This is a genomic window from Massilia sp. X63, from assembly GCF_041023745.1.
GTDB lineage: Bacteria > Pseudomonadota > Gammaproteobacteria > Burkholderiales > Burkholderiaceae_D > Telluria.
On record NZ_JBFTEF010000001.1, the window covers coordinates 701786 to 722512 of the forward strand.

The following is a 20727-nucleotide window of genomic DNA, read 5'->3' on the forward strand; positions in this document are numbered from 1 at the left end:
GGCACTCATCCGCGCGCCCCGGCGGCCTGCTTTTCCTCGCCCGAGAGGCGTTTAGCGCTGACCGTCACCACCGCCATCTTGGCGCCGCTGGCGACCATGGCGGCATCGGCGCTGTAGCTGCGCGCCTGCGCTTCCGGAACGGCGTCGATCAGGTAGCTGCCCGAGACGGCCAGGCTCATCGCGACGATGAAAACGGCTTCCATGTGTTTCATGATGTTCATGGTGTTTCTCCTTGCAGGTGGGTTGTCGATGTGTGCACTGTAGGCCAAGGCCCGCATGGCTGCGAGCGGGATGCGACGAGACGCGAAAAACGCGGAATGACCTGTCGAAAAGCGCGTGCGAAGCTGCGCGCGCCGCCCGCCGCATGGCCGGGTTTCACCGGCCCTCCGCTAGCTCCCGGCGAGGCGGCCCGTCCGTGGCCGCGCCCTGTGAATTCGATCACCGCCGATGACAGCCACGCTTGCGTCACTGATGGGTAACCTGGCCGCCGGCCGCACGGCGCGGCGGCGCGCGCGCAACCTGCGCCTGGGGGCGCGCCCGGCGCCGGCACAAGGCCTGCGCATCGATCCGTGGCTGCTGCTGGCCTGCGTTGCGGCGGCGCTGGCCGCCGTGGTGCTGGCGCTGGCGGCGCGCTCGCTGCCGGCGGGCGCCGGCGCAAGCGCCGGTGACGGGGACGCGCTGGCGACGCTGCAGCCGCTGCTCGGCGGCGTCACCGTGCGGGTGCCGCGCGAGCCCGGCGTCGCGCTGGTCCGGCATGGCGCGGCCGCGCTGGTGGTGGCCTCGCGCATGCGCCTGGAGGCGCCGGTGCGGATCGACCTGTGCACGCAGTTGAGCGACCCGCAGCGCCCGTTCCTGGCGCCGCTGCGCATCGGCTATCCATTCGGCGAAGCGCTGGCGCTGGCCCCGGCGCGCGGCGTGCTGCTGGCCGCCCCGGGCTCGGCCATGCCGCGCATCGAACTGCGCGGCGATGTGCGCCCCCACCCGCGCGCCGACCTGCGCCTGCGCTGGCATGCCGGCCCGGCCGGGGCGGCCTGGGTCGGCGACGCCGGCATGGCGAGCGCGGGCCGCGCCCGCAAGGGCGAAGGCTTGCTGGGCAAGGCCGGCTGGCTGGTGTGGCCGGATGGCGCGCTGCGCATCACGCGGCGTCCGAGCAGCGCCTGCCCGCAGGCGGGCGAACTGCTGCTCGAGCGCGCCGTGCCGGGCGTTCGCGATAGCGCGCTGGTGCAGGCCTTCGGTCCCGGGGTCGTGCTGCCGGCGCTGCAACTGGCGCCGGGCGACTACCAGGTGCCGGCCGCGGCGCCGCGCAGCCTGGAAGACGCCTTGTTGTTCGAACAACTGCAGGCGCGCGGCCTGGTCCGCCTGGGGGCCGGCGGCCTGGCCGAGCTGGCGCCGCGCGACCTGGCCGCCTGGGATGCGGCAGGGCCCGAGCAGCGCGTGCCGCTGCCGGGCTGGGAGCGGCTGCGCCTGGACGAGCAGGGCCGCAGGCTGCTCGAACGCCTGTATTACCGCGCCGACGGCGCCTTCGTGCGCGAACAGCTGCGCGTCTTCAACAGCGAGCGCCGCCTGCTGGCCTGGCGCGTGCGCTCAGGCAGCGCGGCGCACTGGCTGGCCAGCGTCGGCGGCGCGCCGGTGGCCCAGGACGAGGGCTTGCCGGTGGCCGCGATGCGCCTGTTCGCGCGCCTGCCGGAAGGCTGGGCCCCGTGGCGCCGGGTGGGCGCCTGGGATGGCGGGGGCCAGGCTGATACTGCCATGCTGACGCTGGAGGATGCGGCGCCGGCCGAGCTGCTGCTGGCCGGGCGCCTGCGCCGCGTGGAGGGCGCCCGCGCCAGCGTCGACCCGATCTGCGACGGCCGCGCCTGCCGGGAAGCCGACGCCGTGCAGCGCGTGCTGCTGGCGCCGCTGCCGGGCGCGCGCCGCATCGTGCTCGAGGTCGCGCCGCTCGACCTGGCCGCCATCAGCGGCACGGCGGATGCGGCCTACCGCCATGTACGCGCCGAGCAGGGGCGGCTGGCCTGGCATGCACTGCCGGCGGCGCAATCGCCGTTGCGCCCCGCCCTGGCCGAAGTCCGGCTTGGTGCGCGCGGCGGCGAAGCCCTGTGGTCGGACGGCCGGCCCAGCGCCGCGGCGCAGGCCGCCGGCCTGGCGGCGCTGCTGGGCGTGCACCGCGAGCACGGGTCGAGCGTGGCGGGCATGCTGGCCCGGTTGCCCGGCAACGCGCACACGGCCCGGCTCAGCCTGGACCTGGGCCTGCAGGCGGGGGCCCAGGCGGCGCTCGACTGCGTCGGCCTGCGCCAAGGAACATGGGACGGCAAGACCTGCGCCGGCGCGCGCGCCGCGCCGCAGGGGCGCCAGGCCGGCCTGGTGCTGCTCGATGCCGGCAGCGGCGACGTGCTGGCCGCGGCCGGCGCCGGCGCCGGCAGCCTCGAGGCGGCGCGCTGGCCCGAAGTGCGCGACTTCGACCGCGCCGACCCGGCGCGCAGCCCCTTGCGCCTGCCGGCCTTCCAGCACGACGGCGGCGCCGGGCGCGCCCCCGGCTCGACCTTCAAGGTGATCGCCGCGCTCGGCCTGGAAGCGGCGGCGCGTAGCGACCCCCGCCTCGAGCGCCTGCTGGCCGGCATGCCCTTGCCCGAGATCGACGCCGTGGCGCGCGCCGGCGGCTACGGTTTTCGCACCGGCGCACCGGCCTATCCCGCTTTCGTCGATCCATTCCATCGGGGCGCGCGCATCACCAACTTCCGCGAGCAGCTGGCCGGCGCCCGCGCCGTCGAAGGCCGCCTCGGCCTGGCGCAGGCCATGACCCACAGCATCAACACCTGGTTCGCCTGGACCGCCGAGCTGGGCGACCGCAGCCTGGGCGGCGCGGCGCAGGGCGGCCTGCCCGGCCTGCGCGAGATCGAACCGGGCGCGCTGGATGGCGTGCGTCCGATCGCCGGGATGGCGCGCCGGCTCGGCTTCGGCGCGCCGCTGCGCCTGGACGGCGGCCTGCTGCCGGGCGATTACCGCTGGTCGGCCTGGGACGCGCTGCAGTCCAGTCCCTCGATGCTGGACCCGATCGCAAGCCGCCACGAGGTGCGCCAGATGGCGATCGGCCTGCGCATGCAGGCCACCCCGCTGCAGATGGCGCTGGTGGCGGCCGCGGTCGGGCAGGGCCGGACCGTGACGCCGCGCCTGCTGCTCGAACTCGACGGGCGCGCGGCGGACACGCGGCCGGGTCCCGAACTGGGCGTGCGCCTGGACCGCATCCGCACCGGCATGAAGGGCGTGGTGGACAAGGGCACCGCGGCCGGCGCCTTCCGCGCCAGGGAATTCGACGGCCTGCGCTCCGGCCTGTTCGGCAAGACCGGCACCGCGCCCACCGGCGCGGACGGCATGGCCACGGTCTGGTTCATGGGCTGGCTGGAGCCGGGCAGCCTGCCGGGCCAGACCCGCCGGCTGGCCTTTGCCGCCTTCGTCAGCCAGTCGAGCCTGACGGGCGGGGCGCATGCCGCACCGGTGGTCGCCGCGCTGCTGCGCGCGATGCACGGCCCGGCGCCGGGCCGGTCCGGCGAACAGAAGGGGGATTGACGCTCATCTGCGCGCCTTGCTTGTGTGTTTGTATGGCATCATCTGTTGACAATCCGCTCTGTTGCGGATGGCCATCGTATGAGGAAGGTATGCGTTTGCCGGGAACCCGGTACCAGGAGCATGGTTGGGAGCAGGTCCGCAAGTTGCTGGGACAATGCTCGCTGCAGGCATTCGCCCGCATCGACCCCCTGCGCCTGCTGGCGCCGGACGCGGAACTGCTGGCGGACTACGTGGACGCGGTTGCGCAGGCGCTGCAGGCCGGCGGCGGGCGCGCCGCCATGCCCGGCAACAGCTATGGCGACACGGTGCGCGAGCTGGCCCTGAGCCTGGTCTACGAACTGCAGGCGCGGCCGGCCGACTGGAGCGCGCTGTGCACGGCGGTGGCCGGGGAACATGCGCGCTCCCAGGCCTTCTGGGCGGCGCCCGGCGGCGACGCCCTGCTGCGCAAGAAATTCAACGACCTGTACGCGGTCCTGCGCGACAAGGTCGACAGCGACAACTACCAGGCCGCCTGCGGCCGACCCTGCAGCCCCAACCGCATGTACGCCTACCGGATGCTCGACACAGCCTACGGCGAAGTGGCGCGCCTGTTCGGGTCCTGGCGCGAGCACCGCGAGCAGGTCGGCGCCATCCTCGGCCGTCCGCTGGACGCCGAGCCGATCGAGGCGCGCCAGCTGCGCGGCGTGCTTGATTGCCGCCCCGAATGGATCCTGCGCTGGAGCGAGTCCCTGGCGCGCTTCGGCGGCAGTCCCGGGCCCCTGCATACCCGCTCGAAGCGCTTCGCGGCCCTGAAGGACAATCCCGGCAAGATCGGCGCGATGCTGCGCGAGATCGGCGAATACCAGGCCCTGTCCGCGAACGGCGAGCGCGACTGGCTGCAGGACGCGGACGACGCCGGCGCCTGGCTGGACGACTACTGGCGCGTGCTGGGCGAGTCCGAAGCGGCCGCCACGCCCGGACCCGACCGCATCCTGGAAGCGCGCCAGGATGCGCTGGACGGGGTGGGCGAGCCGGAGGACGAAGCGCCGGCCCTTGCACCGCTGCCCATGCTGGACGAGGTGCTTGCCGCGCGCGTTTCCCTGGCCCCCAGCTATCTCCAGGTGGCGGCGGCGGCCGAGGTCCGCGGCAGCTGGGCACTGCACATGATGGCGGACGATTCGCTGCCGGTACGGCTGGCGGTCTACCTGAAACTGCTGGGGCCCTTCGACGACAGCTACCCGCTCGCCTGGCTCGACCCGGCCAGCGGCGAACTGCCGACCATGCAGCAGCTCGCGCTGCTGGACCAGGTCTCGCTGCCGACCTTGCGCAAGCGGCGCGACGCCGCCATCGCCAGGCTCGAATGCGCGGCGGCCGGGGCGGCCGGCAAGAAGGAGGAATCACGATGGGCATGACGGAACTGGACCGCAAGCTGCAGGCGCAGTTGCTGGGGCGGCGCCGGGTCGAAGGCGACCGCTTGATGCTGGACGATGCGGTGCTGTTGGGCGCGCTCGACGGCAGCCGGCCCCTGACGGCCGGCGAACGGGCGGCGCTGCAGGCCTCGCCGTTGACGGCGCGCCGCCTGCGCACGCTGGCGCAGGCGCGCCGCGCCCAGGCCACGCCCCGTTGGACCGGCAGCGGCGGCATGCTGCGCGCCGCCGACAGCGGCGCCGCCTTCGAGGCCCTGGCGACCGACGACGGCCACTGGCGCCTGCATGTTGTCGGGGGACGGGTGATCCTGCAGCTCGACCCGCAAGCGCCGCCGGCGGCCATGCTGCTGCAGGGCGGACAAAGGCTGCGGGTGCGCGACGGCGCCGGCAACACGGTGCTCGAAGGAGCGCTCGACAGCGATGGCGAACTGGAAGGCCCCTGGCCCTTCCCGGACGCGCCGGCGCCGCACTTCCAGCACCACGGGGCGCGCTTCGCGGTCGAACCCGTGGCGCCGTCCGGGACCTAGCATGCTGAACCTGTTCACACGGCCGTTCCGCCAACCGCCCCCGGAGCTTGCGGGCCTGGGCGCGGACTTCATTGCGCTGCCGCTGGCCGGGGGCTGCACGGTGCCGGCCGGACGCTTCGCCGTGCTGGCCAGCCGGGAAGGGCGCACGCGCCGCCTGAGCGAAGGCGCGCGGGTGGCGCCGCTGGACGGCGAGACGGCGTGGTGCGTGCATCCCGGCCCCTATGCCTGCGACCTGACGCCGTTTGAAGCTGCACCGGAGATCGGCCTGCGGGTGCGCTTCGCCATCGACACGCCCGACCCGCGCGAGGCGCAGCAGCGCTTCGACCTGTTCCTGGCCAGCGAGGGCGGCGAACGGGTGGCGCTGGACGGCTTCGTCGCGGCGCTGCAGGCGGCCCTGCAGCGCGAGCTGGCCCAGGGCAACCTGGACCTGCCGCCCTGCACCAGCTTCGAGGAGTGGAACGTCTTTCGCAGCGGCTTCAACCAGCTGCTGTACACCCGTTTCGGGGTGATGGTGGACGATTGCCTGCCGGTCGACCTGGGCGCCGCGCGCGACCTGGCCGCACTGCTGAGCGCGCGCCTGGCGGCGCAGGCGGCGCCGCAGCCGGCCGGCGCGCCGGCGACGACGCCGCGACAGGCGGTGTTCGATCCCGGGCGTGAAGACGCGCAGGCGCTGCGCCGCCTGTTCCTGGAGCTGCCCGGCCTGATGTGCGGGATCCGCCTGGCGGTGCTGCCGGACGACTGCGTGGGTTTCCGCCGCCACCAAGCGCTGCTGCGCCGCCTCGACCTGGTGAGCCTGTCGGTGGGCACCATGCCGGCGCTGGCCCTGGCGGCGCCCGGCCGGCCGCTGGCCGCAGACGGGCAGCTGCGCCGCGCCCGCCACAGCCGTCGCGCAGCGGGCGCCCTGGACGAAGCCTGGGCGCTGCTGGCGCGCATGAAGCTGGGCGATGCGGCCATGCTGCCGATGCTGCTGGAGGAACTCGACCGCATCGTCGCCAACCTCGAATGCGACTGCGCCGCGCGCCGCGAAGCGGTGGGAGAGCCGGCATGAGCGCCGCCGGCATCAGCTGCCGCAGCATCGCGCCGGACGGGTCGATGCTGACCGTGAGCGCCACCGTGCGCCCGCGCGACGGCCGCGCCGAGCTCAAGTGCAGCGTGCCGGACGCGCCGGAGCTGGCCCGGCGCATGCAGGAAGTGGCGCGCCTGGCGCGCCACACCGAGCCCCGTTTCGACAGCCGCGAGCAGGTGGTGCTGAGCCTCGACCGTGCGCCGCCCCCCGGCAGCCGCGACTGGGAACTGGCCTGCGTGCTGGCCGACCGCCTGGTGCGCGGGGTCTTGCAGCCGGATCCGCGAGAACCGGCGCCGCTGGTGGCCAACGGCTGGTCCGACGCCTGGGAGCTGGGACGCATCGACGGCCACCAGTTGCGCCGGGTGCCGGTGGGCGTGCTGGCCGGCGGCCCGGACGGCCTGCCGCACCTCGGCGCGCTGAGCGGGCATCCCGATCCGGCGGCGGCCGTGTCCTCGGCGCGCGCCTGGTTCCCGCTGCTCAGCGGCGGCGCGGACGACAGCCTGTGCTGGGTCGAGGTCAGCGTGCGCCCGGCGCCGCACGACGGCAGGGACGGCGAGGAAGAAGCCAGCATCGCGGCGCCCGGCGTCGATGCCGCCCTGCAGGCGCGCGTGCGCGCGGTGCTGGCCGCGGCGCGCCACTTCGACGGGCGCGGCCCCGGCCAGTGGCGCAGCACGGTGCGCTTCGGCGCGGAACGCTTCCAGGGCGCCTCCTTCGAGCTGGCGCTGGTGGTGGCCGACCGCATCGCGCGCGGGCGCGAGTTCCTGCCGCGCGGGCGGGTGCTGGCCAGCGGCCAGTCGTCGGCCTGGCACGCCGGGCGGGTCGAGACGGTGGAAGGGGTCGAGGCGAAATGCGGGCTGCTGGCGCGGCTGGCGGCGCCGGGCGACCGCATCCTGCTGCCGCGCGCCTGGGACGCGCAACTGCCGGCCGGCTGGCGCGACGCGCTCCGGGCGCGCGGCGCCAGCGTGGCGTGCGTGGACAGGATCGGGATCATTTGAATCGCGCCCGGCTGCGCTAGAATCGGTGGGCGCCTTGTTGCAGATGTAGCAATCGTTGAAACGGAGTCGGATATGTTCCAGATGTTCGGATTGGGCGGCGCCAGTTGCCCGCGCTGCGAGCGCAAGCTCGGCGGCGATGCGCGCTATTGCGGCGGCTGCGGCCTGATCCTGGGCGCCCCGCGCAACGTGCCGGTGTTGCGCGAGAACCGCTGGGTCGCCGGGCCGGACGAGCTGGCGGTGTTCTTCGGCGTGCGCGCGCTGTCCGGCGTGTTCGTCAAGACCCTGCGCGTGCCGGCCACCGCGCGCGCCTACATCCTGCAGGGCGAGCAGGCCACCGAGGTGCCGCAGGGCGAGTACGAGATCGAAGGCTTCTTCACGCGCCTGAACCACCTGCTGCGCGACCAGCACGCCGAGATCCTGGTCACCCGCACGGCCGCGCTGCCGGTGGCGTTCCGCTTCGACGAGGTGCTCACCGCCGAACAGCTGGCGGTGAGCGCGCGCCTGACGGTGAGCGTTCGCATCGAGAACGTGCCGGCCTTTGCGCGCCACTTCATGACGGTGCCGGGCACCATCGGCACCCAGGAGCTGCGCGAACTGCTGGCGGCCCCGGTGCGCCAGCTCGCCGAGGAATTCGTGGGCGCGCGCTCGATCCGCGAAATGGCCGGCAGCCGCGACCTGCGCGAGCAGCTCGACCAGCGCCTGCAGGGCGGCCTGAAGCTGCTGCTGGCCGAATACGGGCTGGCGGTGGCGAAGGTCGACACCGTCGAACTGCGTCACGACAAGTACGACGCCAACCGCGCCCGGGTCGGCAGCCTGTGGCTGGCCGCCGACGAGCGCCACGTGCAGATCGAGCATGCCAAGCACCTCGACGACCTGTACGATGCCGAGGAATGGCAGCGCCTGCGCCGCGCCGAGCAGGCCGCGCGGGTGCGCCAGCGCGAACTGGAACTGCGCCAGGACGACGCGGTGGCGCGCGCCGAGCTGTCGCTGCAGGGCGCCGACCGCGCCCACGCCGTGCGGGCGCGCCAGATCGAGCTGTACGCGCGCATCCTCGACGCCGGTTCGCGCAAGCAGGCGCTCGAGCGCGGCGCCGGCGATGCGCTGGCCGAGCTGGAGCACGAACTGGCGAAGAAGGGCGCCCGCCGCCTCGACGAAGCCCAGGAATGGCAGCATCTGCGCGCGCTGGCCCAGCTGCGCATGCGCAGCGAGCTCGAGGTGGCGCAGCAGGATGCGCGCCAGGCCCAGGCCATCGCGCGCCAGCGCTTCTCGCAACAGCTGCTGCAGCAGCAGATCCGCCACAAGATCGAACAGGCCGCGCTGATCGAGGACGCCGCCCGCCGGCAGGAGGAACTGGTGCGCCTGCGCCTTGACGAAGCCGATGGCGCGCGCCGCGCGCGCGCCATCGACGAGGAAGAACACCTGGCGCGCCACCAGTCGCTGGCGCTGGCCAACGCGGCGCGCCGGCGCGAGGCCGCGCGCCTGCAGGAGTGGGAAGACGAACAGGCGCGCCAGCGCATCGAGTCCACCCGCAGCGTGGCCCAGCAGGACAAGCTGGCGCGCACCATCGAGCTCGAGGCGCGCCAGGCCAGGGCGCTGCAGGACGTGCAGCTCGACGGCGAGGAACGCCGCCACGCGCTCGAGCTGCGCCGCCTGGAAGCCTTCGCGGCGATGGACGACACCGCCAAGCTGGCGCTGGCGGCGGCTCCGAACGCGGCGGCCCTGAACGACTTCATGAAAACCCGCGTGCACGCCGGCATGGACGCCGACCAGCTGACGGCCCTGGCCGGCATCGGCGGCGCGGGCCGGCTGACCACCGCCGAGGCGCTGCAGCTGGTACGCGAGGAGCAGGCCCGGCGCGAACTGGAGGTGGACAAGGACCGCCGCCACCAGGTGGCGCTGCTGGCGACCCAGGCCGGCGCCCTCGCGGCGGCGCCGCGGCGCTGCGCCAACGGCCATCCGGCTCTCGCCGAAGAGCGTTTCTGCGCCGCCTGCGGCGCGGCCTTGCCGCATTGACGCAGGCGATGCAGACCGCCATCGACAAGATCCGCGAACTGCGTGCCCTGCACGAGGACGGACTGCTGAGCCGCACCGAGTTCGACCTGCGCAAGAACGCGATCCTCGATGCGGCCTACCAGCCCGCCGAGGCCGCTCCGCAGCAGGCCGCGGCGCAGCGCGTGCGCCCCGGCACCGAGATCGGCCTGATGGCCGGGCAGGAACTCGGCCCGCAGAACCGGCGCTACCGGCTCGAGCGCCTGATCGCGCAGGGCGGCATGGGCCAGGTGTGGCAGGCGACCGACCTCGCCACCCATGCCGAACTGGGCCACAGCGCCCAGGTGGCCCTGAAGATCCTGCCGCCGCAGCTGACCCAGTCGGCGCTGCAGGCCAAGCTGCTGATCCAGGAGGCCACCCGGGCGCGCCGCCTGGCCCACGAGAACATCGTGCGGGTCTACGAATGGGCCCAGGACCCGGCCACGGCGAGCTACTTCATCATCATGGAATGCCTCGAGGGCGAGGATCTCGACAGCCTGCTGGCGCGCGAAGGACGCCTGCCGCTCGCGCGGGTACTGGCGCTGCTCGACCCGGTGGCCGCCGCCCTCGACTACGCCTGGGACAAGCACGGCCTGGTGCACCGCGACATCAAGCCCGGCAACCTGTTCCTCACCCGGCGCGGCGAGGTCAAGCTGCTCGACTTCGGCATCGCGGCGCGCGCCCGTTCGGCAGCGGGCGGCGGCCAGGGCGCGCCGCTCGATGCGCCGGCCACGTCCGGCACCGCCGGCTACCGCGCGCCCGAAGCCGGCAGCGCGCAGGGCCAGCCGGCGCCGGCGCTCGACGTGTACGCGGTGTCGATGATGATCTACCAGATGCTGGACGGCGCGCTGCCGCCCGATCCTTCGGTGGCGCCCGGCGCCCTGGAGCCGCACCAGTGGGACGCCTTGCGCGCCGGCCTGGCGCACGCTGCCGCGGCGCGTCCGCCCAGCGTGCGCGCGCTGCTCGACGCCTTGCGCCACGCGGCCGGGCCGTCGCCGCAAGCGCGCGCGGAGCAGGAACAGGCCGCGCGGCGCGAGGCGCAGCAGCGCGAACAGGGGCTGGCTGCGCGCCGCGCCGCCGAGGAGCAGGCGCGGGCTGCAGCACGCACTGCAGCGCGCGCCGAGGTCGAGCGCCAGCGCCGCGAGCAGCAGCGCCTGGAGCGCGCGGCCCAGGAGCAGGCGCGCGCGGCGCGCAAGGAAGCGCTGCGCGCCCAGTTGCTGGCCCGGCGCGAGGAAGAAGCCGCCAAGGCCCGCCAGGCCCAGGAAGAAGCGCAGCGCAAGGCCGCCCAGCTGAAGGCCGCGGCTGCCTACCTGGCGAAGCAGAAGCGGGCACGCGAGCTGGAGGCGGTGCGCAGCGCGTCGGAACTGCAGCCGCCGCAGCCGATCGCGGCCAGCCCGGTGGCGGACACCCCTGACGCGGGCGGCGTGCTGTGCGATCCCTTCCTCGACGGCGCAGGCAGCGGCCCGTCGCTGGTCGTGATCCCGGCCGGGCGCTTCCAGATGGGCTCGCACGAACACGAGCGCAAGATCGCGATGGCGGCCGGCGCCCAGAAGAAGTGGCTGGAGCGCGAGACGCCGCAGCGCTGGGTCGGGATCGAGCGGACGTTCGCGCTGGGCCGCCATCCGGTGACGGTGGGCGAATGGCGGGTGTTTGCGCGGGCCACCGGCTGGGAGCCGATGGGCGAGGTCGATTGGCGCGAACCCGGCTTTCCCCAGACCGATGCGCACCCGGTGGTGGGCGTGACCTGGCACGACGCCCAGCGCTACCTGCAGTGGCTGTCGGCCGCTACCGGCAAGCGCTACCGCCTGCCGAGCGAGGCCGAATGGGAATACGCCTGCCGCGCCGGCACCAGGACCGCCTTCAGCTGCGGCGACACCATCAGCCCCGAGCAGGCCAACTACGACGGCAGCTTCAGCTACAACGGCGGCCCGCGCGGCGCCAACCGGCACGGCACCACGCCGAGCGGCATGTTCCCGCCCAATCCCTGGGGCCTGTACGACATGCACGGCAACGTGTGGGAGTGGGTGCAGGACGTGGTCCACGACAACTACGCCGGCGCCCCGCTGGACGGCAGCGCCTGGGAGAGCGGCGGCGACCAGGCCCGCCGCATCCTGCGCGGCGGTTCCTGGCTGTACAACCCGCGCTACCTGCGCTCGGCGCTGCGCAACGGCTTTTCCAGCATGCTGTCGAACGACATCGTCGGCTTTCGCGTGGTGCGCGAGCTGGGCTGAGGCGCGCGGCGAGCCGCCGGCCCGTCGCGCGGATGGTGTACAGTAAGACAATCAACCCTGCACGGAGAGCGCGCCATGGCCATTGCCCACCTGTTCAAATCGCACGACAAGGACCTCGGCGGCGGCTTCACGGTCCGGCGCATCCTGCCGGCGGCGGCGCGCCAGTCGGTCGGGCCCTTCCTGTTCTTCGACCACATGGGCCCGGTGGAAGCCCAGCCCGGCGCGCGCCACGACGTGCGTCCGCATCCGCACATCGGCCTGGCGACCGTCACTTACCTGTTCGAAGGCGCGATCATGCATCGCGACAGCCTGGGCACCGAGCAGCGTATCGAGCCCGGGGCGATCAACTGGATGACGGCCGGCAGCGGCATCGTCCACTCCGAGCGCACCCCCGACGACCTGCTGGGACGGGTGCGCCGCACCCACGGCCTGCAGCTATGGGCGGCGCTGCCGCGCGAGCACGAGGAAGCGCCGGCCGCCTTCTCGCACACGCCGGCCCGGGACATTCCGGAAATCGCCTTCGAAGGCGCGACCGTGCGGGTGCTGGTCGGCAGCGCCTTCGGGCGCAGCTCGCCGGTGCCGACCTTCAGCAGCACGCTCTACCTGGACGTCCAGCTGGCGCCGGGCGGCGCGATCGTGCTCGACGGCTTGCCGCCAGAAAGCGCCGTGTACGCGCCGATCGGCGCCATCGAGGTGGATGGCGAAGCCATTCCGGCCAATACCATGGCCATGGTGGAGCCCGGCGCGGCGCTGCGGGTGGCGTCGAGCGCGGGTGCGCGCTTCGTGCTGATCGGCGGCGAACCCCTGGACGGACGGCGCTACATCTTCTGGAACTTCGTCTCGTCGAGCCGCGAGCGCATCGAGCAGTCGGCGCGCGACTGGGAAGCGAACGCCTTCGTGCCGGTGCCGGGCGACGACGAGCGTATCCCGCTGCCGGCCTGGCCGGCGGCGTGGAAGCACGAGGGCTAGCCGGCCAGCACGCGGCGGCGCAGGCTGTTGTATCGGGCAAGCAATAGTTTGCCTCAGGAAAGCTATCGGTCGCGTCCGGCGTATTTGCGGTTTACAATGCTAGTCCGCATTTTCCGGGCCAACCATGCAGAAACCGATCGCCTCCCGTTTGAGCAAGCTCGTCACCGGCCTGATGGTCAGTGTCGTCCTCCTCGCATTGTGCAGCGCCGGCGCAAGGGCCGAGCCGATGCCGGTGCGCGTCGGCCTCGATGCCGAATTCGGCCTGGACAACAGCACCTCGGCCCAGGCCGTGGAGCTGGGCCTGCGTACCGCCATTGCCGAGATCAACCGCGCCGGCGGCGTGTTGAAAGGCCGGCCAGTCGAACTGGTGACCAAGGATCATCGCTCGATCCCCGCGCGCGGCATCCGCAACATCGAGGAGTTCGCGCGCATGCGCGACCTGGTGGCCGTGTTCGGCGGTCGCTTCAGCCCCGTCGTCATCGAAGAACTGCCGACCCTGAAAGCCACCCGGACCCTGTTCCTGGTGCCCTGGTCCTCGGCCGACGCCATCATCGACAACGACATGCAGCCGAATTACGTCTACCGCCTGTCGCTGCGCGACAGCCTGGCCATGCCCAAGCTGCTGCAGACGGCGCACAAGCGCGGCCTGGACCGGGTCGGCCTGCTGCTGACGAATACCTCGTGGGGACGCAGCAACCTGGCCGCGGCCGAGAAGCATGCGGCCGCCAACAAGCACATCACCATCGTGCAGACCGCCTGGTACAACTGGCGCGACCAGACCCTGGTCGCCAAGTACAAGGCATTGCGCAGCGCCGGCGCCCAGGCCATCGTGCTGGTGGCCAACGACGACGAAGCGGCCGTACTGGTGCGCGAGGTGGCGGCCCTGCCGGCTTCCGAGCAGGTGCCGATCCTGAGCCACTGGGGCGTGACCGGCGGCGAGTTCACCAGGCAGGCCGGACCGGCCCTGAACAAGGTCGACTTCTCCGTCATCCAGACCTTTTCCTTCTTCCGCGCCGACCAGCAGCAGCTGGCGCGCTTCATGCGCAGCGTGGCGGCGGTGTCGCCGGTGCGCAGGATCGAGGACATCCGGGGGCCGGTGGGCGTGGCGCATGCCTATGACCTGATGCACATCCTGGCCAAGGCGATCGACCGGGCCGGCAGCACCGACCGGAAGGCGGTGCGCGACGCGCTGGAAAAGCTGGGCCCGTATCGCGGCCTGGTCAAGCACTACGCGCCGCCGTTCACGCCGTCGCGCCATGAGGCCCTGAGCGCCAGGGAACTCCTGATTGCCCGCTACCGCGCGGACGGCGTGCTCGTGCCGGCCGACGACTGATGATGAGGCTGTGGTCGCTACTTGGCAGCACGAGCCTGACGCGGCGCTTTGCGCTGGCCTCGGCGATCCTGACCGCCGCCGCCGTGCTGCTGGTGGCGGCGACCTCGCTCTGGCTGGTCAATCGCCAGCACGATGCCGCGGTCGCCCTGCTGCAGCAGCGCGAGGCCGCTTTCCATGCGCGGACCATCGGCAATACCCTCGCCACCCTGGTCTCGCGCATGGAGGAAGTGGGGAACAGCCCGATCCTGGCCACCGGCCTGGTCGACAGCGCGGGCAGGGAAACCTACCTGGCGCCCTTCCTCGGCGGCCTGCGCCAGATCAACGGCATCCCGGTCCAGGTGTTGTTTACCGATTTCGAAGGCAAGGCGGTCGCAGGCAACGGCCTGGAGCGCTTCGACGAGGAACAGCTGGCCTGGCTGCGCGCGCGCATCGAGCAGGGCCTGGAGAAAACCGCCATCTTCGATCGGCCCGAGGGCGCGGAACTGGTCGGCGTCAGCCTGCTGCACTACTCGCGCACGAACACCCCGGAAGGCGCCCTGGTCTACAAGCTCAGGATCCGCGACCTCCACCCCGGACCGGCGGTCACCCTCAGCTGGAAGGACCAGGCCCGGCCCGCATCGGCCGGCGCCTACCTGGACATGCCGGTCAAGGTGCCGGCCCAGCTGCAGCACCTGGGCCTGGCGCTGCGCATGGACACCTCCGCGCTTGGCGACATCCTGCATGAGCCGGCGTCGCAATACGCGCTGATCGGCGGGATCGCGGTCTTGCTGGCGCTGGGGGTGTTCCTGCTGGGCACACGGCTTTCGCTCGGCCTGACCCAGGACCTGCGCAAGCTCGAGCAGTTCGCCGGCAGGCTCGGCGAAGAAGGCATCACCGCGCACCGCGCCGAGCTGGTGGGCAGCAGCGAGACCATCACCCTGGCGAAATCGATCAACCAGATGCTCGACCGCCTGCAGCGGCAGCAGGAGCACCTGCAGCGCGAGCACCAGCGCAAGGACGAGTTCTTGGCCATGCTGGCGCACGAACTGCGCAATCCGCTGGCGCCGATCAGCAGCGCCGCGCAGCTGCTGCGCATGCTGTTCGCGAACGAAGCGCGGGTGCGGCAGGCGAGCGAGGTGATCGCGCGCCAGGTGGCCCACATGACCCACCTGGTCGACGACCTGCTGGATGTCTCGCGCGTCACGCGCGGCCTGGTCACGATCAACAAGGCCGACGTCGACCTCGGCGCCGTGCTGCGCGAGGCCGTCGAGCAGGTGGTTCCCGTGATCGAAGCCCGCCGGCACCGGCTGGTGCTCGACGCCGCGCCCCGCCCGCTGCCGGTGAGCGGCGACCGGACCAGGCTGATCCAGGTAGCCGCCAACCTGCTCAACAATGCGGCCAAGTACACGCCGGAAGGCGGCGAACTGCGCGTCTCGCTGCACGAAGACAAGGACTGGGCGGTGCTGCGGGTAGCGGACAACGGCATCGGCATCGGGCCTGACCTGTTGCCGGTGGTGTTCGACCTGTTCACCCAGGCCGAGCGCACCCCCGACCGCGCCCAGGGCGGACTCGGGCTGGGCCTGGCGCTGGTGAAGAAACTGGTGGAACTGCACGGCGGCGCCGTCGAGGCGCACAGTGACGGGGCCGGGCAGGGCAGCAGCTTCACGATCCGGCTGCCGCTGCTGGCGGCCGCCCCGGCGCTTTCCTGAGGCGCGGCGCGCGGAGGTTCGGGCTGGATCAGTCTACCGGCACGATCCGGTAGGCACAGCGCCGCGCCCCGGCCAGCTGGTGTTCCACCCGCTCGACCTGCACGCCTGGCCCCAGCACGCGCCGGAACACGTCGAGCTCCGAGCGGCAGAAATTCTGGCAGCTGCGCGCGGCGGCGCAGATCGGGCAGTGGTTCTCGACCAGCAGCACGCTGCCGTCGGCGGCGCTCTCCGTTTCGGCCATGTAGCCCTCGGCCTCGCGCAACAGCGCCAGCGTGGCGGCGCGCTGGGGCAGCGGCGCGGCGGGATCGATCGCCGCCCGGTAGGCGGCTTCGCTGGCGCTTTCGCGGGCGTCGATCAGCCGGTCGATGGCGGCGTCGCCGAACAGCGCGCGCACCTGGCCGATCAGGTCCACGGTGAGCGCGGCGTGGCGGTCGGGGAAGCGCGCATGCCCCAGGTCGGTCAGCTGCCACAGGCGCACCGGGCGGCCGACCTTGCCCGGCCTGTCGGCGTAGCTGACCAGGCCTTTTTCCTCGGCCGCTTCGAGCTGGCGGCGCACGCCCATCGAGGTCAGGTGCAGGACCTCGGCGAGGGCCTGGGCGGTCTGCGGTCCGCGCGTCTTCAGCAGCAACAGGGTCTGTTCCGCCGTGCTCATGTGGGTACTCATGCGAATTCCTGTCGTGTCGGTGCGGCCTGGCGGCTCCAGCGCCGCATCGAGAATGCCGCCCAGGCGGCCAGCAGGCCGCCCGCGACCAGCACCAGCCGGGTGTCGGCCAGCGCCAGCAAGCCGCCGCCGAAGGCCATCACGACATGGGCGAGGCAGAAGGTGGTGGACAGCAGCCCCATCACGGCCCCCTGGCCGTGGCTGGCGAAATGCTCGGCCACCCAGGCCTGCAAGGTCGCATTATAGAAGGCATGCGGCAGGCCGAACACGACGATGGCGGCCATGCCGACCCACAGGTTCCCGATCCCGACGCCCAGGATCGCCAGCGCCACCGCGCCGGCCTGGCCGCTCGCGCGCAGGCGCGCGTCCATGGCGTGGGCGCGGCCCGCGAACACGGCGGTCAGGGTCATCACGCCGCACATGGCCATGTTCACCAGGGCGATCCCGGCGGCGTCGTAGCCGCCCACCTCGACCAGCCACATCGGGAAAAATGCATAGAAGCCGGCCACGCCGCAGGAATAGGCCAGGTAGATCAGGAACAGGGTCCGCAGCGGGCCGTGGCGCAGCAGGGTGAAAGCATGGCGTTCGCGGGCCAGCGACCACCAGCCGCGCCCCGCGCCGGCCGGTGCATCGGGTACGCCCGGCTCGAGCACCGCCAGCGTCAGGATCGCGCCCAGCAGCAGGCCGCCGGCGGCGACATAAAAGGGCAGGGTGAGGCTGTAGGCGGCGCTCAGGCCGGACAGCAGCGGTCCGGCCAGCCAGCCCAGGTGGAAGGCGCCGTTCAGCCAGGATAGGGCGTGGTTGCGCAAGGGGCCTTGCAGACGGTCGGCCAGCAGCGCGCGCAGGATGGCGCTGTTGCCTTCCAGGATGCCGGTGACGAAGCGCGCCGCGACCAGCAGCGCATATGACTGGGCCAGCAGCGCATAGGCGGTCAGCAGGTGACCGGCGGCCGCGCCGAGCGTGGTCAGCAGCAGCATGCGGCGCCGGCCAAGCGTGTCCGACAGGGAGCCGAGCACGGCGCTGCCGAGCAGCATGCCGATCGGGTTGGCCATCAGCGCGATCCCGAACAGCAGCTTGGGCGGCAGGCCGAGGAAGCTGTTGAGCGCATTCGCCTGCGCGCCGGAGAACAGCGGCGGCAACAGCGGATAGGCCAGCGAGGCCCCGATGGTCGACAGCAGGGCGAGCAGGCAGGTACTGGCGATCAGCAGACGATGTTGCATACGACCCCTGGCGTGGCATTGAGTGGATGCGGGGAGTGTAGGCAAGCTCGGCAGATAAGTAAACGGAAATGTTTATTTATCTGCCAGATGGACGATCCGCTTCATATCGCTGCTACAGGACGCACGTGCGCCGGCGGCAGGCGTAGACTGGTGGTCCCGAACGGGTTTTCTATGTCACGCACACGAAAGGATGCGCCATGAAAATTCCTGAGCACCTGAGGATTCCCGTCATCGTCTTCGCCCTGCAGGCGGCGCTGTTGGCGGGCACCTCGCTGATCTTCTTGATGCTGCGTCCGCCGGGTTCCTGACGCTCAGGCGTCGAGCCAGGCCGCGGGATGGACGCGCCGGCGCTCGCCGGCGCGGAGGGCGTGCGTGCGCGCTTGTGCACACGTCTCGGGATACGGATGGGCGGTGAAGCGCAGTTGCCGGCCCATGCCGGGCAGGCGGTCCAGCGCGGCGCCCGGCGCCAGCGGCGTCTCGACGCCGCTGGCCGGATCCAGGTGCCAGAAACCGCCGTCGCGATGGAACAGCAGCGGCACGCCGGCGCCGCGCGGCCGGGCCGCCATGGCGCGCCGCCCGGGATGGGTTTCCGGCGCCAGCACATAGAATGCCTCGGCGCGCGCGCCGGCGTCGACCCGGTGCAGGACCAGGCCGTGCGGCAGCAGGGCCGTCACTTCGAGTTCGACCACGCCGCGGATGCTGGCCGTCAGGGCGATGCGCATGCCCGGCCGCAGCGGCGCCGGCGCATGCTTGCCCGGCCACACGCCGTCGAGCAGCAATCCGTAGCGCGACACGTCCTCGATCTCGAAGCCCTGCCGGCCCGGGCGGATGACGGCATGGCGGCCGGACAGGCGGCGCGTCAGGCCGCCGCGGTCTTCGCCGTGCTCGCCGTGGTGGGCCAGCAGCAGGTCGGCTTCCGACTCGACCTCCTCGAAGCGCCCCAGCACGCATTCGTCCAGCGCGAACAGGCGCAGGTGGCGCTGCGTCGCCGAATCGGGCTCGGCATGCACCAGGCAGGCGGTACTGGCCGGACAGGGGTGGATGGCGGCGGCGAACGGGACGTCGATCTCGATCAGGTCTTCGTCCCAGGCGATGCTCGCCATGCCGAGGTCATGCTTGCCGGCGGAGCCGGCCGGGTCGCGCAGGTCCAGGTGGGCGATCGAGGCATTGCGGGCCACCACGTCGATGTCGAGGCGTCCGCCGCCCGGCGCCTGCACCCGTGCGATGCCGGCATCGTCGGCGCTCACGCGCACGTTCTTGTGGGTGGCCAGGAAGGTCTGGTGGATCTCGCCCAGGCTGGCGTCGGGGCGCGGCACCAGGATCACCGGCGAGCAGGTCCAGGTGCGGGCCGCCGCCGGCTGTCCTGGAAGCCGGCTGTGCAGCTCGATGTCGACGCGGTACTGGCCGTGCTCCAGGCCGCGCGAGGAAAACTCCAGGAACACCGGGCGCCAGTCGCCGCGCGCGCTGCGCCGGAAGGCATAGCGCTCGCCGTCGCGCAGGCGCAGGCCGGAGCGCACCAGCATGTCCAGCTCGGCGGCGCACTCGATGGGCATGCCGCGCAGTTCGAGCTTGATGGCCTGGCGTCCGCCGGCCGCGCGCGGATCGAAGCCGCTGATGTGCAGTTGCGGGCGGCCCAGGCCGCCAGTGGCGGCGGGCGCGTGCGCCGACGCGGGTCCCTGGGCGCGCTGCGCGCGCAGGGCGCCGATCACCTCGAAGCTGGCCGGCAGCCCGCCCGTGGCGGCAGGCGCCGCGTCCACCTGCGGCGGCTGGGCGTGTCCGTGCGCGCAGCGCTCCTCGCCGGGCATGACCCAGACGGTGCAATGCGGATGCTCGGGGTTGCGGCAGCGGTTCATGGCGCGGTGGCGGGTTTCATGGAATTCGACAACATTGCAAGCTTACGCTTTTTCGCAGCCCAGCGGCGCGCTGCATTCATTGATTGGCAACATTATTTTCTGTTAGGAATTTTTCAAGACCTGGGCTGGCCCGGCAGCGCGGTCTCGTCGGCGTGGGCGGGCCGTCCGCCCAGCGGGCGCAGCACCAGCGCGGTCAGGTTGTCGGCATGCAGTCCGGCCGGCGGGGCGTCTTCCAGCGCGCCGAACAGGCGCTCCACCATGCTGCGCGCGTCGGGGGCGCCGGCCACGACACTGGGCCAGCCGGCAACGACACGGTCCGGCGCCGTGCACGACCAGAAGCCGTCGGTGGCCAGCAGGTAGGCGGCATCCGCGCGCAACTGCAGGACGCGCCGGTCGGGCAGGGCGGACAGCCAGGACGGCAGGTTCAGCGGCGTCAGTGCGAACAGCGGGTCGGACAGCCGGGCCGGGTCGGCGAAGGCATTCCCGAGGATGAAGGCCTGGCTGATCTGCGGCGCATGCGCGCCGTGCACCTGGCGCCACCAGCTGCGCTCGTCGAGGCGGCCGGCGAGGGCCGCCGCGGTGGCCGGCACGTGGTCGACGGTGAGCGGCACGGCACCCTGGGGGCCGATCTCGTACAGGCGCGAATCGCCCACGTGGTAGAGCAGCGGCGCGCCGCCTTCCGGCAGCTCCAGCATGGTCAGCGTGGTGCCGGGACGCGCACCCGGCTCGCCGGCGAAGCGGCGCTGCAGTTCGGCGTGCAGCAGGTCGAGGTGGCGCTCCAGTTCGGCCGCCGTGCGGCAGGGGGGAATCGCGAGCAGGCCGGCGGCCACCGCCTCGGCCGCCTCGCGCCCATGGCCATGCCCGCCCATCCCGTCGAGCACCGCCAGTCGGCCGTGGCCCGGCGGCCATCCGGCCAGGATGGCGCGGTGCGTCGCCTGGCCGAGCAGGCGGCAGGCCTGGCCGGCGAAGTCGATGACGACGAAATTGTCCTGGTTCTCGGCGCGCTGCAGCAGGCCGCTGCCGCGGCGGCTCGCGACCGCCACGTCGTAGGAGGGGGCAAACTGGAAGCCCGACAGAATCTCGGGCATGGCAGCGGACAAGGCAGCGGTCAAGGAAGCGGACACGGCGGCAGGCATGGGCAGGATGGTGGTGACGATCCTGTTACTTTACACCTGAACAAGCCAGC

15 protein-coding genes are annotated in these 20727 nt (G+C 72.7%); 10 read left to right on the forward strand and 5 right to left on the reverse strand.

Translation table 11 applies throughout. The features are described from left to right. Positions 1 to 5: 5 nt before the first annotated feature. Positions 6 to 221 carry a hypothetical protein gene (locus tag AB3347_RS03330; protein ID WP_369090339.1) on the reverse strand — a complete coding sequence of 72 codons (216 nt, stop codon included), beginning with the start codon at positions 219 to 221 and terminating at the stop codon, positions 6 to 8. Between the two features lie 226 nt (positions 222 to 447). On the opposite strand from AB3347_RS03330, the gene AB3347_RS03335 reads away from it, so the two are divergent. The 10 genes from AB3347_RS03335 (at position 448) to AB3347_RS03380 (ending at position 15807) form a co-directional block, all read left to right on the forward strand. Then, on the forward strand, positions 448 to 3564 hold the full coding sequence (locus AB3347_RS03335) for a penicillin-binding transpeptidase domain-containing protein (RefSeq protein ID WP_369090340.1): 3117 nt from the start codon (positions 448 to 450) through the stop codon (positions 3562 to 3564). A gap of 89 nt (positions 3565 to 3653) precedes the next feature. Further along, entirely contained in the window at positions 3654 to 4955 is a 1302-nt protein-coding gene (locus AB3347_RS03340; protein WP_369090341.1) for a hypothetical protein, read from the forward strand. Next, positions 4952 to 5497: a hypothetical protein gene (locus AB3347_RS03345; RefSeq protein ID WP_369090342.1), complete on the forward strand. Its 546-nt coding sequence runs from the start codon at positions 4952 to 4954 to the stop codon at positions 5495 to 5497. The genes AB3347_RS03340 and AB3347_RS03345 overlap by 4 nt, the downstream gene beginning before the upstream one ends. 1 nt (position 5498) lies before the next feature. Further along, positions 5499 to 6545: a hypothetical protein gene (locus tag AB3347_RS03350; protein WP_369090343.1), complete on the forward strand. Its 1047-nt coding sequence runs from the start codon at positions 5499 to 5501 to the stop codon at positions 6543 to 6545. Then, positions 6542 to 7558, forward strand: a complete 1017-nt coding sequence (locus AB3347_RS03355) for a hypothetical protein (protein WP_369090344.1) — start codon at positions 6542 to 6544, stop codon at positions 7556 to 7558. Before AB3347_RS03350 ends, AB3347_RS03355 begins: the two co-directional genes overlap by 4 nt. A 72-nt stretch (positions 7559 to 7630) precedes the next feature. After that, positions 7631 to 9571 carry a hypothetical protein gene (locus tag AB3347_RS03360; RefSeq protein WP_369090345.1) on the forward strand — a complete coding sequence of 647 codons (1941 nt, stop codon included), beginning with the start codon at positions 7631 to 7633 and terminating at the stop codon, positions 9569 to 9571. An 8-nt stretch (positions 9572 to 9579) separates the two neighbouring features. Beyond that, on the forward strand, positions 9580 to 11817 hold the full coding sequence (locus AB3347_RS03365; protein ID WP_369090346.1) for a bifunctional serine/threonine-protein kinase/formylglycine-generating enzyme family protein: 2238 nt from the start codon (positions 9580 to 9582) through the stop codon (positions 11815 to 11817). Positions 11818 to 11892: 75 nt separating this feature from the next. Then, the gene (locus AB3347_RS03370; RefSeq protein WP_369090347.1) at positions 11893 to 12786 is read left to right on the forward strand and encodes a pirin family protein; all 894 of its coding nucleotides are present in this window, start codon (positions 11893 to 11895) and stop codon (positions 12784 to 12786) included. Between the two features lie 124 nt (positions 12787 to 12910). Then, positions 12911 to 14119, forward strand: coding sequence for an ABC transporter substrate-binding protein (locus tag AB3347_RS03375; RefSeq protein WP_369090348.1), 1209 nt, complete (start codon positions 12911 to 12913; stop codon positions 14117 to 14119). Further along, positions 14119 to 15807, forward strand: coding sequence for a sensor histidine kinase (locus AB3347_RS03380; protein ID WP_369090349.1), 1689 nt, complete (start codon positions 14119 to 14121; stop codon positions 15805 to 15807). The genes AB3347_RS03375 and AB3347_RS03380 overlap by 1 nt, the downstream gene beginning before the upstream one ends. Positions 15808 to 15835: 28 nt before the next feature. On the opposite strand, the gene AB3347_RS03385 is transcribed toward AB3347_RS03380, so the two are convergent. The 4 genes from AB3347_RS03385 to AB3347_RS03400 form a co-directional block, all read right to left on the reverse strand. After that, on the reverse strand, positions 15836 to 16459 hold the full coding sequence (locus AB3347_RS03385; protein ID WP_369090520.1) for a helix-turn-helix transcriptional regulator: 624 nt from the start codon (positions 16457 to 16459) through the stop codon (positions 15836 to 15838). 8 nt (positions 16460 to 16467) lie between these two features. After that, positions 16468 to 17688, reverse strand: coding sequence for an MFS transporter (locus tag AB3347_RS03390; protein ID WP_369090350.1), 1221 nt, complete (start codon positions 17686 to 17688; stop codon positions 16468 to 16470). A gap of 311 nt (positions 17689 to 17999) precedes the next feature. Further along, positions 18000 to 19541 (reverse strand): FHA domain-containing protein, encoded by a 1542-nt coding sequence (locus tag AB3347_RS03395; RefSeq protein WP_369090351.1) that lies wholly within the window; start codon positions 19539 to 19541, stop codon positions 18000 to 18002. 113 nt (positions 19542 to 19654) lie between these two features. Then, positions 19655 to 20629 (reverse strand): PP2C family serine/threonine-protein phosphatase, encoded by a 975-nt coding sequence (locus AB3347_RS03400; RefSeq protein ID WP_369090352.1) that lies wholly within the window; start codon positions 20627 to 20629, stop codon positions 19655 to 19657. Positions 20630 to 20727 lie beyond the last annotated feature (98 nt).